This is a genomic window from Pseudalkalibacillus hwajinpoensis (assembly GCF_015234585.1).
GTDB classification, from domain to species: Bacteria; Bacillota; Bacilli; order Bacillales; family Guptibacillaceae; genus Guptibacillus; species Guptibacillus hwajinpoensis_B.
The window spans coordinates 1,314,808-1,329,267 of record NZ_JADFCM010000008.1 but is presented as its reverse complement, the minus strand read 5'-3'; the positions used below and the strand labels follow the sequence as shown (position 1 = coordinate 1,329,267).

14 protein-coding genes are annotated in these 14,460 nt (G+C 40.2%); 2 read left to right on the top strand and 12 right to left on the bottom strand.

Annotation, left to right across the window (positions count from 1 at the left end):
• Positions 1–3 precede the first annotated feature (3 nt).
• Positions 4–246 carry a glutaredoxin domain-containing protein gene (locus IQ283_RS18555; RefSeq protein ID WP_194221566.1) on the bottom strand — a complete coding sequence of 81 codons (243 nt, stop codon included), beginning with the start codon at positions 244–246 and terminating at the stop codon, positions 4–6.
• Positions 247–461: 215 nt separating this feature from the next.
• Here IQ283_RS18555 and IQ283_RS18550 point away from each other — a divergent pair, with 215 nt between their 5' ends.
• Both IQ283_RS18550 and IQ283_RS18545 read left to right on the top strand, forming a co-directional pair.
• A complete protein-coding gene (locus IQ283_RS18550; protein WP_194221565.1) occupies positions 462–1,532 on the top strand; it encodes a toxic anion resistance protein in 1,071 nt (356 codons plus the stop codon).
• Between the two features lie 17 nt (positions 1,533–1,549).
• Positions 1,550–2,413 carry a hypothetical protein gene (locus IQ283_RS18545; protein WP_194221564.1) on the top strand — a complete coding sequence of 288 codons (864 nt, stop codon included), beginning with the start codon at positions 1,550–1,552 and terminating at the stop codon, positions 2,411–2,413.
• A 35-nt stretch (positions 2,414–2,448) separates the two neighbouring features.
• Here IQ283_RS18545 and IQ283_RS18540 read toward each other — a convergent pair whose 3' ends face one another.
• The 11 genes from IQ283_RS18540 to glgB form a co-directional block, all read right to left on the bottom strand.
• Positions 2,449–3,417, bottom strand: coding sequence for a rhodanese-related sulfurtransferase (locus tag IQ283_RS18540; protein ID WP_194221563.1), 969 nt, complete (start codon positions 3,415–3,417; stop codon positions 2,449–2,451).
• A gap of 226 nt (positions 3,418–3,643) precedes the next feature.
• On the bottom strand, positions 3,644–4,084 hold the full coding sequence (locus IQ283_RS18535) for an OsmC family protein (RefSeq protein WP_194221562.1): 441 nt from the start codon (positions 4,082–4,084) through the stop codon (positions 3,644–3,646).
• Positions 4,085–4,143: 59 nt separating this feature from the next.
• Complete coding sequence (locus IQ283_RS18530) at positions 4,144–4,572, bottom strand: BrxA/BrxB family bacilliredoxin (RefSeq protein WP_194221561.1); 429 nt, start codon at positions 4,570–4,572, stop codon at positions 4,144–4,146.
• 14 nt (positions 4,573–4,586) lie between these two features.
• Positions 4,587–5,714 (bottom strand): conserved virulence factor C family protein, encoded by a 1,128-nt coding sequence (locus IQ283_RS18525; RefSeq protein ID WP_194221560.1) that lies wholly within the window; start codon positions 5,712–5,714, stop codon positions 4,587–4,589.
• A 62-nt stretch (positions 5,715–5,776) separates the two neighbouring features.
• Positions 5,777–6,370, bottom strand: a complete 594-nt coding sequence (locus IQ283_RS18520) for a lytic transglycosylase domain-containing protein (protein WP_194221559.1) — start codon at positions 6,368–6,370, stop codon at positions 5,777–5,779.
• 15 nt (positions 6,371–6,385) lie between these two features.
• Positions 6,386–7,489: a sporulation integral membrane protein YtvI gene (gene ytvI / locus IQ283_RS18515; protein WP_194221558.1), complete on the bottom strand. Its 1,104-nt coding sequence runs from the start codon at positions 7,487–7,489 to the stop codon at positions 6,386–6,388.
• Positions 7,490–7,581: 92 nt separating this feature from the next.
• The gene (locus IQ283_RS18510) at positions 7,582–8,616 is read right to left on the bottom strand and encodes an EAL domain-containing protein (protein WP_194221557.1); all 1,035 of its coding nucleotides are present in this window, start codon (positions 8,614–8,616) and stop codon (positions 7,582–7,584) included.
• 177 nt (positions 8,617–8,793) lie between these two features.
• A complete protein-coding gene (glgA, locus tag IQ283_RS18505; protein WP_194221556.1) occupies positions 8,794–10,224 on the bottom strand; it encodes a glycogen synthase GlgA in 1,431 nt (476 codons plus the stop codon).
• Between the two features lie 15 nt (positions 10,225–10,239).
• Positions 10,240–11,346: a glucose-1-phosphate adenylyltransferase subunit GlgD gene (gene glgD / locus IQ283_RS18500; protein ID WP_194221555.1), complete on the bottom strand. Its 1,107-nt coding sequence runs from the start codon at positions 11,344–11,346 to the stop codon at positions 10,240–10,242.
• 17 nt (positions 11,347–11,363) lie between these two features.
• Positions 11,364–12,503 (bottom strand): glucose-1-phosphate adenylyltransferase, encoded by a 1,140-nt coding sequence (locus IQ283_RS18495; RefSeq protein ID WP_194221554.1) that lies wholly within the window; start codon positions 12,501–12,503, stop codon positions 11,364–11,366.
• Positions 12,496–14,403: a 1,4-alpha-glucan branching protein GlgB gene (gene glgB, locus IQ283_RS18490; RefSeq protein WP_194221553.1), complete on the bottom strand. Its 1,908-nt coding sequence runs from the start codon at positions 14,401–14,403 to the stop codon at positions 12,496–12,498. The genes IQ283_RS18495 and glgB overlap by 8 nt, the downstream gene beginning before the upstream one ends.
• Positions 14,404–14,460: the final 57 nt, after the last annotated feature.

Here is a 14,460-nt window from a genome sequence, read left to right as displayed (position 1 = left end):
TCATCAAGATGATGAAATATTCAGAAGTTCATCAATACGCTCCTGTTCAAATCCAATAATGACTTCGCCGTCGATGACAATCGTTGGGGTAGACATAGAACCGTGATCATGAATCAATTCATTGCGCGCAGCAACGTTTTCTTTTATGTTTAGTAGCTCATATTTAACTTCATGCATTTGAAAATAATTTTTCACAAACTCACATGGTGGACACGCCGGTTGTGTATACAATTTGACTTTTTTCATTTTGTTCACTTCCTATCACTAATTTACAAGTAATTCCGTTTAAAACATACCACCCTACTTTGCATCTTTCAACTATTTCAGTTAGGTGAGTTTGCTCGATTCACTCAAAGGGAATTGTTTTGCTGAAGGTGTTTTGAAACTTTTCACGAAATCTATTCGTATAGAATGATAGAAGAATAATTTAACGAATTCATTCAATTGAAGGAGTGACATATATGAGTAATCAACCTGAGAAAATCAACTCACAACGTGAAAAGGCTGAAGAGATCATTCAAAGCTTTTATCATGAAGACGATACAGATAAGATTCTCCAGTCATTATCAGGACTTGGTGAAGATGCCCAGCGCAACGCTGGGGAATCCCTTGAAGCATTGAAGCGTCCTGTAAAGGGAATGATTGACCAACCGAATAACGACTTACCTGATAACTTACACAAACTCAGAGAGCATGTCTCAGACTTAGAGCCCTCTTATTTGCAAAAGAGTAAATTCAATAAACTGCTAAATCGAGTAATGGGGCGAAACGAAGTCGAGCAATATGCGAAGAAATACAAAACGGTCGAATCCCAAGTAGAAGTTATTGTTGAATCACTTTTAACTGGTAAAGATAAGCTACAAGAAGATAATGTCATGTTAAAAGAACTAAAGGATGTAGCAAAAGACCGCATTGTCGGACTGGAAGATCAGATGGAGCTAGGTCAGACGCTTATGACGATGCTTGACGAGGAAGCCGCTAAAGATGAATGGAAAGAGAACCCTCTTCCCCTACAAAAGGCTCAACAAAAAGTCGTTAGCCGAGTGAAAAATATGTCACAGGCTGTCATGGTCTTAAGACAATCCATGGCCTCGGTTGATTTGATCATGGAAAACAACGAAAAGCTAGAAGAAGCTATTTTTAATGCAGTGACTATGACCAAAAACATCATTACCGTAACAGCTTCCATCCAGCTAGCTCTCGGAAACCAACAAAAAGTGATTTCAGCTGTACAAAATGTGAATCAGGCAACCGAATCGATGCTTCTGAAAAATGCTGAGATGCTGAAACAAAATACAGAAGAAACGGTTAAAACACTTGAAAAGCCAGCAATAGCGATTGAATCCTTCCGCAAAGCTTATCAGGATGTGTTTGAAGCGATTGATTTAACAGAAAAATCAAACGTACGTATTATCGATAGTGGGAAGAAGTTTATAACAGAAATGGATCAATTAAATAAAGAAATGAAATCCAAATTAGATAGCTCAACAGAGAGGCAGAAACAGCTCTCTGAGGCAGCCGATCGACTTTGACGATAGGAGGTAATGGCATGGGGCTTTTCGATTCTTCTGAACCCCAGTGGCTTGAAAAGCTTTTACCACCGCAATTTAAAACGGTGGAAGCATCACTTCTTCAGGATGCGAGCACCACAAGCTTCCTTTCATATGCTGAACAATTGTTAGATGAATTTATAGATAAACTCGATCCTTCGGAGAATAAGCCACAAAAATGGAAGCGTACTGAGAGAGGTTTTACGATTTATTTAAAAATCAGACGAAATCTCATTCTTTTCTCCGGGTATGATAGTCAAAAAAACAGATCCTCAACTCCTAAGAAGTTTTTTATCCAATGGGAACGACAAATCATTGAGAAAAAAGACGCAGGTAAATGCAAACAGGGTACGATTCTCATAAATGATCGAGGTCGAATCATCAAACGCAGTATAAAACGATCGCCATTTTTCACAGGAATCTTTCAACGAATGAAGCTTTTAGATCTAGCGTTACTAGGATCCATTGCTTCCCAATCACAAACAGAGGCGATTGACCCCCTCTTGAAGGAACAGATTAATCAGCTTGAACGAATTTCGACACATTCGTTAATTAACGGGGTTATTCATTCTAGAACAGTTAGACTCATTCAATTATTCAAGCAAATCTCACCCGAACTTGAACCGCTTGACCTTGAAGAACGGCATGTTGTGAAGAGGATGCTTTCAACTGAACTGCCAGATTTACTTACAGGCTATATCGCACTTTCACAAGAAAACAAAGAATTACGTCATCGCGATTTGTTTCAAGCTCTTTGTCAGATGGAGTTAGCGCTTCATGAATACATGGAGAAAATTGAAAAGCACCTTCTCTCCAAGGTAGATCACCTTCTTAAAGTAAACAAAATAAGATATGACAAATAAAAGCTAGCTGTCAAATGGACAGCTAGCTTTTTGGATTATACTTCTTGCCCGATATGCTCCTGCATAAGTTTTTGCAAACGCTCATCGACTTCTTCTTGAGTTAATCCGTGCTCTGCTACGTAACGATTACGTGGCGATGTGCGACACTCATGTGAACAGCCTCGTAAATATTTATGCTCGTTCTCCTCAGATGTAATAATTTGCTTATTACATTCAGGCCTTGCACAATTAACATAGCGTTCACAAGGTTCACCAGTAAAGTAATCTTTACCGACCACAGTGTGGTCTTTTTGATTAATCGGAACAGTTATTCGGCCATCAAACACATAGCACTGTCCATCCCATAGTTCACCTTTCGTCTCTTCATCCTGACCATAAGTAACAATTCCACCATCAAGCTGGTTAACATCTTCAAAACCTTGTTTAACCATCCAGCCAGTGAACTTTTCACAGCGAATCCCCCCTGTGCAGTAGGTTAGTATTTTCTTATCTTTTTGGTCTGCAAGGTTTTCTTGAACCCACTCAGGAAGATCTCGGAAATTCTTAATATCTGGTCGAATGGCACCACGGAAATGACCGACATCATACTCGTAATCATTTCGGGTATCAAGAATAATCACATCATCCTGCTGCATCGCTTCGCGCCACTCTGCTGGCTTCAAGTGCTTTCCGCCAACTTCATTTGGATTATGATCATCATCAAGTCGAAGTGTCACTAGCTCTGATCTAAAGCGAACGTGCATTTTTTTAAATGGATGTTCAGTCGCTTCATCAATTTTAAAGAACAGATCAGCAAAGCGCTCATCCGCATGCATCATATCCATATATTGCTGCGTTTCTTCTACTGTTCCAGAAAGAGTGCCATTAATGCCCTCTTCCGCGATTAGAATTCTTCCCTTCAGGTTGTGCTCCTTACAGAAGGCAAGATGCTCTTCTACATATTCTTCCGGTTGATCAATTTGTACATATTTATAAAACAATAATACGCGATAGTCTTTATTCATACTTCTATCTCCTTTATTTCACTGTTACCGTGTGGCCAGTCACTCTTCCGTTCCAAAATATTATTATAATAAAATTCTCAAGAAATGCAAAGAGTGTGCTTTCCATTTTCACATAAGTTCCGTTAGCTCATTCGATAGATTGACCGTTTTCTCCTAAGATGAGCATGCCCAAAACAGACGACATTGTTAGCATACTACAGTAAAAAGTTTATGACAGTGAAAAACCTCACACTTTTTTAATAGCTGGTTCTACAACTACATTAACGTTTCCTTTAATCGCTCTTGTAATCATACATCCCTCTTCTGCACGGTGAGCAATGGAATGAATACGCTCTGTCATTTCTTCATCCGGCTCTTCCGCAAGATAGATGACTGGGTAATGGTGAATTGACTCTACGTGCAGCTTTCCGTTACCACTTACTTTTAGCTTAGAGGAAATTTTAACATCTTCGAAAGGAATGTGATTACGCTCCAAATAAAGTCCAATGGTCATGAAATAACAAGCGGCTGATGAACTTAACAGCAACTCATCAGGATTTGTTCCTTTCTCTCCGCCGCCCATCGACGTAGGGATCGATACTTCTGTCGTTAGGTTTTCAGTCTGAATCTTACCTTCTCCAGAAAGTCCACCCTTCCAGCTTCCTTGTAGTTCAAATATGTGATCCATTCTCAATTCCCTCCCATTAAGTAGAGACAAAACTCCACTCGAGTGAGTGGAGTTTGTCTTTAACAATATTGTTCAAAAGCTCCTGTCAAATTCGCAACGATTTCTTCCACTTCATGATCTTCGATTTCTTCTCTAGGAATGAAATGAAGCACCTGGCCGTCTTTTAAGAGAGCGATAGAAGGTGATGACGGCTCATACCCTTCCAAATATTCACGCATTTTACCTGTTGCTTCACGATCTTGTCCTGCAAAAACCGTCACAAGATGCTCAGGTTTTTTGTCATGTTCAATCGCTTCGCGAGCAGCTGGTCGAGCAAGACCTGCTGCACATCCGCAAACAGAATTAATGAAAACAAGTGATGTTCCCTTTTTTTCTGTAATAAAGCTGGATACTTCTTCCTCAGTCGTTAACTCTTCAAAACCAGCTGATGTTAACTCATCTCGCATTGGCTGTGCCATCTGGCGCATATATTCTTCGTATGGATTCATATCCTATACCTCCGTTAATTCGATTTTCTTGCTTGAGTCATTTGATGCCAGACAGAGCCTTTAGCTTCTTCTCCGCCTTTTATCCGTTCTAATGCCATACCCGCCTGCATCTTCACTTCAAATTCTGGATCGTCCATTGCTTGCTCAAGTGCTGGAATCGCCGTTTCATCGCCAACTTCATATAGAAACATAGCGGCCCTCCAACGAACAAGCTTATTTCGATCTTGCAACGATTCTATCATTTCAGGAATGGCTTCAACATGACCTAAATCTGACATGCAGTCGCCGGCTGTCCGCCTAACCGTAACAGATTTATCACGCAAAGCTTTATAAAGAAGCGGAAGAACATCCTTTGATTCAATCATACCAAGGTAAACTACCGCCAGGCGGCGTACAGAGGCTTTTTCATCGTGTAGCGCCTTCTCCAGTACCGGCAAATCAGTCATTTCTGGATCCATGCGATCAAGTGCTGCGTATCTTACTTTCCAATCTGAGTCGTCTAGCATTTCTAATGTAACGACCTTTTTCTCTTGCTTTGGTAAAGAAGCATTTTGATCTGAGAATGCTGCAGTAACAAGATCCGAAAGACGCTCTTCACTATACGTCGCCGCTATTTCTTCGGTAACTTCTTGTCCAACTTCTTCAGGTGATCCGTACCGTGGACTTTGTTCTTTCCATTCACGTTCCATTACCATGTTTTCAGAAGCTGAAGAGGCTTTCATAGCAGCTTCCATAAATCGGTCAGGCAAACCAAAACGATGCTCAGTCTCACCTTCTACAAGCTTCACCTGCATTGGAATACCGCGAAACATTTGAATAAACACATTCACTTCTCCAAAGTCTTCTATCGACGACTGATTTGTCGCGACGGATTCTTCATTAATCTCTCCGAATGCCTCACGAGCTTTTGGAAGGATCTCTTCCCATGAATATTTGGCATTCCGTTCTAGCGCGATAAAATCCATCACATGATAAAGACCTTTCACACCGGGAACGGCCATTAATTTTTGAATATAATCTGGAGCATTAGATATGTCAGTATCAGGCTTATACTGCCTTGTGTCTCCAGCTTCTAGCTCTTCACTTAAGTTAATTTTCATCGAATTTGGACTTGGTGTCGGTTCGATTGAAACAATCTTCATGCAATCGCCCCCTTCTAATCGTGATTTTATCATATGTAACAGCGCTGTACCATTACATTGAATTAAGGATCTAACTTCACTACAGAAACATTTTCTCTGTATTCTTTATAAAATGAAAGCACCTCATCCACATACTCATCACTCTGATTATAAGCGAATAAGGCACTCTTCAGTCTACCCTCACTTGCACCATTAGCAGATAAGTAGCTAGCGGCAGTATAAGCAGCATCCGTCAGATTATATGGATCTGCCTTACCGTCACCATTCCCGTCTTTCCCATACCCACCGTACTTTTGAATAAGATCTAAATTGGTAATATCAACTAGATCATCCTTATCCAGTTCTCCAAGACGACTACCCCCATAGCTCCAACCAATCCAGGTTAACGGCATAAACTGGTAATGGCCGATGGCACCCTTAGGGCTTTCTAAAGTTGACATCGTCGAGAATTTTGTTTCAACGCGATGTACCGCTGCTAAAAGCTCCCATTGAACGTCGTATTCTTCACCAGCTTCTCTGTAAAGGTCGATATATTCCTCTGGAACTTCAGATTTTTTCAGCGGTTGGGAAAAAGAATCTGGTGTTTTCTGAAGAAATACACCTATTAACACACTAATAAAGATTGTTATGATAATTAAGCTTCCTAAGCGCTTCACTTCCGTTCTTCCTTCCTACCGTCTTTCCTCTGGATCTATGAATTCTTCACTAGGAAGATGGATCCATTTACTTAAATATCCGTGATCATATAACGCTTTAATGAGAATGAGCAAAATCGGTGATAATACGACTCCCGCAATTCCAAATAGTGAAAGAGAAATAATCATAAATGAAAGAATTGTAAACGCAGATACACCTAGTGAATCTCCCGTAATTTTCGGCTCCATGATTTGTCTCACTAGCATAACCACCCCAAGTAGAATCAATAGGGATACTGCGAGAGAAGTTTGCCCAACCGCAAGAAGATAGATTGCCCATGGAATGAAAATCGCCGAAACGCCAAGAAGCGGAAGAAGATCGAAAAAAGCAGATAAAAGCGCAAGTGTGAAGGCATTATCCACTCTTAATATCCATAGCCCGCATAGAACGAGTACAAATGTGATCGTAATAAGCTTTAGCTGCGCTTTTAAATACGCTCCGATTCCGCTTAATACATTTTCCTTCAGGAAGAAATAAGCCGTCTTAAATGTATTTGGTGTTCGCTTCGCCGCAATTCGCTTCCACATTTCAATCTCAATACTTAAAAAATACGCGAGAACAATTCCAATAATGAAATTAATCACAAGAGTTGGAATGGACGTCACAAAAGCAAACACGCTATTTAATAAAGTCGTCAACATAATGGATGCTTTCTCAACGAGCGTTAGTGAAAAATCTTGCGCCTTCTCTAGTACATCTGGAGGTAAGGCGTTTAACTGGAGCTGCCCCCAATGCACATAGTTCATAATTTGATCCTGGAATTTCGCAACGTATCCAGGAATAAGGCTGATTAAGTTTTGCAATTGAAGAACAAAAATTGCGCCTGCTAGAAAGACTACGCTCACCACGATTAATACAAAAACAAGCGTGGAAATAGTAGTTGCAGCTGTTTTGCCTATTCCCTTCCGATTTAGAAACCGAGCGAAAGGTTCGATAACTAGAAAAATAATGTACCCTACGATAATCGGTGCCGCAATTTCAAATAAGAAACTCGAGACAAGCATAATTAAAAAAACCGTTAACACGATCAGTCCAATATCAAAAGCTGTTCGCGCATAACGCCGATAAAAAGTTAGCATCCTGTCACCTCAATTTAGTAATCTTTCGTAAGCATATCGGTTTTGAGAAGAAATTTCCATAAGAAAAAGAAGGGAAACCCCTTCTTTTAATATTAAACTTGTATTGAATCAATTGGCCGTTCAGCCGGACGCCCAAAATAATAGCCTTGTCCAAGCGGTATTCCCATTTGCCTACAAAAATCAGCTTCTTCTTTACGTTCAATTCCTTCCGCCAGTAACGTAATCCCCTCTTCCTTTGATAGATAAATCATTTCGATCAGTTTCTCTTGTTTTTCAGAATCTTGATCGCAATGAGAAATAACACTGCGGTCAATCTTCGCATAGTCGGGCTTCAACTGAAGGAGCATTTCTTTCGTAGCGTATCCAGTGCCTACATCATCTAGCGCCATTTTCATTCCTTCTTGCTGATATGAGCGAAAGATTTGTTTTAAATGATCTACTTCGTCAATCTTCTCAGTTTCTACTACTTCAAATACTAAATCTCTTGGATCGAGATTGTACGCTTCAACAGTTTGGAAAGTTGTTCGTAAGCAATGAGCTGGATCATAAATCGAAGAAGGGAGAAAATTAATGAAGCGTTTAACGCCTTTTGAAAGATGTGACGCACTGATTTTAATAGAAGCAATTCTTGCAGCGCTGTCAAGAAAGGCTTGAAGACCAGATTGTCTAGCCATATCGAATAATTCATTTGGATAAAAAGGATAGCGCTCATTAGTCGGCCGCATCAAGAATTCATACCCTGTAATATCATTATTATCAAGTGTGATGATGGGCTGCATATGGCTAGTAAAGAGAGAATTTCTCATAACCTCTATAAAATCTGGATGTTTGAGCCTTGAATAAAATTGAGGAAATGAAAGAACTGAGCTCCTCTTTATTCCATCCACTGTTCCCGTTCCACAAAAAAACATTTGTTTTGCCGCATCATTAAAATGAGAACTGATGCGATGACAAATTTCAAGCAGGGATTCCGAATTTTCATAGGAGACTGTAAGAGAATTCAAAGATTCACTTTGGAATATCAATTCATTTAAACTTTGTCGAAGCTGCGGCACAGCTGTAACGATTTCTAAATAACCAGAAGAAGGGATATCTGGAATCACGTTGCATTTTGAGCATGTAAACATAAGGCTCTTTCTCCTATCTAAGTCATAATCTGTCTATGTAATAGCTGGTAAGAATCATCGTGAATTCACACGTTTTGCCTCGTTCAAATGACTCATCAATTAAGCCTGGTCACTTTCCGAATCAAAAATGAAGCAGAGGAATAATTCCCCTGCTTCTCTTATCGGAATATATGAGCATTACTTTAATAGATTATTGTACAAATTCATGTATTTCGCTGATGAAGCTTCCCATGAGTAATTAAGACGCATCGCTCGCACGACTAATTTTCTCCATGTGATTTCATTATGATGATAAAGATCTAGAGCAAGATTAATTGTATCTAGCATTTCATGAGCATTGTAGTTCGCAAAGCTAAATCCGTGTCCTTCACCGGTGAATTGGTTATAAGGTAGTACGGTATCTTTTAACCCGCCTGTTTCTCGAACGATCGGTAGACTACCGTATCTTAGAGCGATCAGCTGACTGATTCCGCATGGCTCAAATTGAGAAGGCATTAGGAATAAATCGGAGGCAGCATAAAGCTGTCTAGCAAACCCGTCATCGAAATAGATATTTGCGCTGAACCTGCCTGGGTAACGAGCTTCAGCCTCTCGCAGCATATGCTCGTAGTGCTCATCACCTGTTCCAAGAACGACAACCTGAACCTTTTCCTCCATAATTTGAGGAAGAACTCTAAAGAAAAGATCGATTCCTTTTTGTTCTACGAGTCTAGTGATAAGAGCCAGGACAGGTATTCCCTCTCCTACTTGTAAGCCCAGCTTTTTCTGAAGATCTGTTTTGTTTTTTTCTTTAAGTAAGTGTGTTGCGTGATAGGAATAAGGAAGTGCTGTATCTTTAGCAGGATCATAAAGTTCCGTATCAATTCCATTAATAATCCCAACAAATTCATCTTCTCTTTTTCTCATAACGCCATCCAAGTATTCACCAAAGTAAGGTTGCTTAATTTCTTCCGCATAGGCAGGACTTACCGTTGTAATATAATCTGCATAAAGCAGTCCGCCTTTCATGAAGCTGACGTTCCCATGAAATTCCACACCTTCATTATTGAAGTGGAGTTCACTTAAGTCGAGCAAATCATGAAGGATTGTTTTTGGAAACACTCCCTGGTAACGAAGGTTATGGATGGTATATACCACTTTCATCCCTTCATAATAAGGATGATTTCGGTAATGAGCTTTTTTCAAAACAGGAATCATCCCTGTTTGCCAATCATGACAATGAAGAATGTCCGGTTGCTCTTCTAAATACGGAATGGCTTCTAATACAGCCTTACAGAAGAATGAAAAACGTTCTCCATCATCAAAATAACCATAGCTACCGCTACGCTTAAAATAATACTCATTGTCAATGAAATAATAGGTAATTCCATCAAGCTTAAGCATTTCAATTCCGCAATACTTATCTCGCCAACCTACAGAAACTGTGATTGCTTCTTTCAGTTCAAGCTGACTTTTGTACGTTTCATTCATATCTTGATATTTAGGTAAAATTACGGATACATTCGCTCCCTGCTTTTGAAGGGCCTTTGGAAGGGCGCCTATTACATCGCCCAATCCCCCTGTTTTGATAAAGGGATGACCTTCAGAAGCGGCAAATAATACATTCATTTCAACTTCCTCCTACTAGATGACGGTGGATTTAGCAATAACTCTCGGCTGATCTTCAGAAGTCACTGTCTCATTAGGCGAAACGGATACGTCTTTATCAAGAATCACATTCTCGATAACGGCTCCTTCACCAATTTCGCACTTTTGCATGATAATGCTATTTCGAATCACAGCTCCTTTTCCAACGCGGATACCTCTAAATAAAATACTATTTTCGACTGTCCCTGATATCGTACAACCGTTTGCGATTAATGAGTTCGATACGGTGGAGCTTTCAAGGTATTTAGCCGGTGATTCGTGTTTTACCTTCGTATAAATCGGGCCAGTATTGTAAAATAGTTCCTGCGTCACGTTTGGATCAAGCATCTCCATGCTGTAGCGATAGTAGCTTTCAACACTATCAATAAATGTTACATATCCACCGAAATGGTGCGCATGCACATGATAGCGATCCAGACTTGCGGCAATTGCTTCATTAATTGATTGATACTTACCTGATTCAATACTATCTTCCACGAGGGAAATGAGAAGAGAAGATTTCATCAGAAAAGTGTTTAAATAAACGTTATCTCCTGGAAGGGGCTCAACGCCAAGGTTTAAGCGATCAACGCGCTCATCATCGTTTGTATAAAGCACATTGTAATGACTTCCGCTCGTATAAGGATCATCACATGGCTTGTAGACAACAGTGATATCGGCGTTCTGAGCTTCATGTTCTTCAATGATCTGATCGAAATCAACATTCCAAACGAGCTGACCATTTGTTACTAGAACGTAATGGGAAAGGCTTCTTTTGAAAAAGGAAAGGTTTTCATGAAAAGAGTGAATATCTCCAGTGCTTCTGCGCTCTTCATCTGCTGGAGGCTGAAAGAAAAGACCTCCTTGATGACGATCTAGATCCCACTCTCGTCCGGATCCTAAATGGTCAAATAAAGAACGGTATTTTTCACGAGTGAATACGGCAACTGTATTCACTCCTGCGTTTGTTAAATTCGATAATGAGAAATCAATGAGTCGATACCGCCCTGCAAATGGAACAGAGGCAAAGCTCCGATGATTGGTTAACTCACTCAGCGTGTTTTTTTCATCTACGAGGTTAATAACTCCTACTACTTTTTTCATCGTTTCATCCCCCTACTCTATTTTGGTACCGATACAATTTCGCCGTCTGCAATTAACGAGATCGAACCATCGCTTGATCCTAGTGTCATGCCATCTTCTACTACCGTTCCACTTTCTACGATAGCGTTTTCAATCGTTACATTCGCGCCAATTTTCACATTTGGCATTATAATCGAATTTTTAATTGTGCTTCCAAGGCCAACATGAACACCATAGAACAATACGGAACGATACACTTCTCCATATACAACACATCCTTCATTGACAAGAGAACGCGTTACCTTTGCTTGAGGTGCGATATATTGAGGTGGTTGGTTCGGGTTAACCGAATAAATTTTCCAGGCAGGATCATTTAGAATTAAGCTTGGATCATCATCAAGTAAATCCATATTTGCTTCCCATAAACTTTGTAACGTACCAACGTCTTTCCAATAACCGTTGAACGAATATGCGAAAACGTTCTTTTCATCTTCAATCATAGCCGGAATGATATCTTTACCAAAGTCATTTGATGAATCTGACTTTTGCTCATCTTCGGTTAAATATTTCTCAAGCGCTTTCCAGTTAAAAATGTAAATCCCCATAGAGGCAAGGTTAGTTTTCGGTTCAGCAGGCTTTTCTTGAAACTCGACAATACGATCTTCATCATCAGTGTTCATGATTCCGAAGCGACTTGCTTCATGCCATGGCACTTCAAGCACAGCAATTGTGGCATCTGCATTGCGCTGTTCATGGTAATCCAACATTTCAGAGTAGTCCATTTTATAGATGTGGTCACCTGAAATAACTAGAACATACTCCGGATCATATTGTTTAATGTAGTACATGTTCTGGTAAATCGCATTCGCTGTGCCGCGATACCATTCGCCACCTTTTTGACCCATATATGGTGGTAGAACAGATACACCTCCATTTTTTCGGTCAAGGTCCCAAGAACTCCCGATTCCAATATACGAATTCAATATGTAAGGCTGATATTGCGTCAGAACCCCTACCGTATCAATTCCTGAATTACTACAGTTACTGAGGGTGAAATCAATAATACGATATTTCCCTCCGAACGGGACTGCTGGCTTAGCAAGACGAGTTGTTAACTTTCCAAGTCTTGTCCCTTGACCTCCTGCAAGTAGCATAGCGACACAACGCTTTTTAGACATAGCGATTTCTCCTTTCAAGGTTGCTTTTATTTTTTTTGCCGAGAATAACAATTCCAAGTGGTGGTACTTTAAGCATTAGACTACAAGGCTGATTGTGATACGGTTTTTTATCGCTTTGTAAGATTTCTGCGTTAAGTTGACCTGAACCACCATACTTTTCTTGATCGCTATTAAATATTTCGATATAAGTACCGGAAGATGGAACACCAATGCGATAATCATAGTAGACATTAGGAGAAAAATTAATGATGGCGATATCACAATCGCCCTTCGCTTTTCCTTTTCTCATAAACGTTAGCACGGACTGGGAGTTATCGTTCGCATCAATCCATTCAAATCCTTCTGATTCATGATCAATTCGCCACATGGCCCTTGAATCAAGGTAAAAGTGGTTCAAATCTTTTACATAGGCATTCACCTTACTATGCATGTCATAGTCCAAAACCATCCAGTCTAGTTCAGATAAATCTTTCCATTCATCGTACTGACCAAATTCTCCACCCATAAAAAGCAGTTTCTTTCCTGGATGAGCCATCATGTACCCATAAAGCGTACGAAGATTGGCAAACTTCTGCCAATAATCACCTGGCATTTTATTTAACAATGACTTCTTCCCATGTACGACCTCATCATGAGAAAGAGGAAGAAGATAATTCTCTGAAAAAGCGTAAAAAAACGAAAAAGTTAATAAATTGTGATGATGCTTTCGATCATCCATATGGAGCTCCATATACTTCAGTACGTCATTCATCCATCCCATGTTCCATTTATAATTGAAGCCGAGCCCACCTTCATGGATCGGAGCACTTACAAGCGGGTAGTCGGTTGATTCTTCTGCCATCATCAGCACATTCGGGTATTGTTCAAATACCGTACGATTTAGTTTCTGAATGAATTCCTTGGCCGCAGAGTTCTCGCCTTCAACGCCACCACTTTCATGGTCATGATGATAAAGTAACATCTGTGATACAGCATCCACTCTTAAACCATCTATATGGTAGTAGTCAAACCAGAACAACGCATTTGAAATAAGAAAACTGACAACTTCTGGTTTACTATAATCAAAATTGTACGTTCCCCAATTATGTCGCTCAGCACGAGCAGGATCTGAAGGCTCAAAAACAGGACCTCCATCAAATTGACCTAGTCCATGCGCATCTTTGCAAAAATGAGCAGGTACCCAATCAAGCAGTACACCGATGTCTTCTTGGTGACATCGATCAATAAATGCTTTTAAATCATCCGGTTGTCCAAACCGACTTGTTACAGAAAAATAGCCGGTAATCTGATATCCCCAAGATCGATCAAAAGGATGCTCCATAACGGGCATTAGTTCAATGTGCGTGTAACCGAGTTCCTTGACGTAAGGAATGAGCTCCTCCATAAGATCCCGATAAGAATAATAAGAGCCGTCCTCTTTTCTACGCCAGGACCCTGGATGAACTTCATAAATCGATAGCGGGCTATCATAAGGAGCCGTTTTCTTTCTTTTGTTCATCCATTTTGCATCTTGCCAATCATACTCATCGACTTTTTTAACAATAGATGCTGTCTTCGGTTTTAACTCTGAATAAAATGCATACGGATCAGATTTCATTAGAATCTCGCCTGCACCTGTTTCGACAGCATACTTGTAGAGTTCGTCTTCTGATAGATCTTCTACAAATAACGACCAGAGACCGGACTCTTCGATTTTCTCCATTCGATGCGATGTGGGATCCCATTGATTAAAATTCCCTGTTACAGATACGGCTGCAGCGTGAGGAGCCCAGACTGTAAACCTGACTCCAAATCGTCCGTCTTCTTCCCTTAAATGGGCGCCCATTGAACGATAAGCCTGAAATAAATTTCCCTGATGAAATAAATACCGATCGTAATCTGTCGGCATCGATACAGTCATTGCGGCACCTCGCTCTCATTGATAAATATAGGGATTCCACCATAGTTATCCTCTACA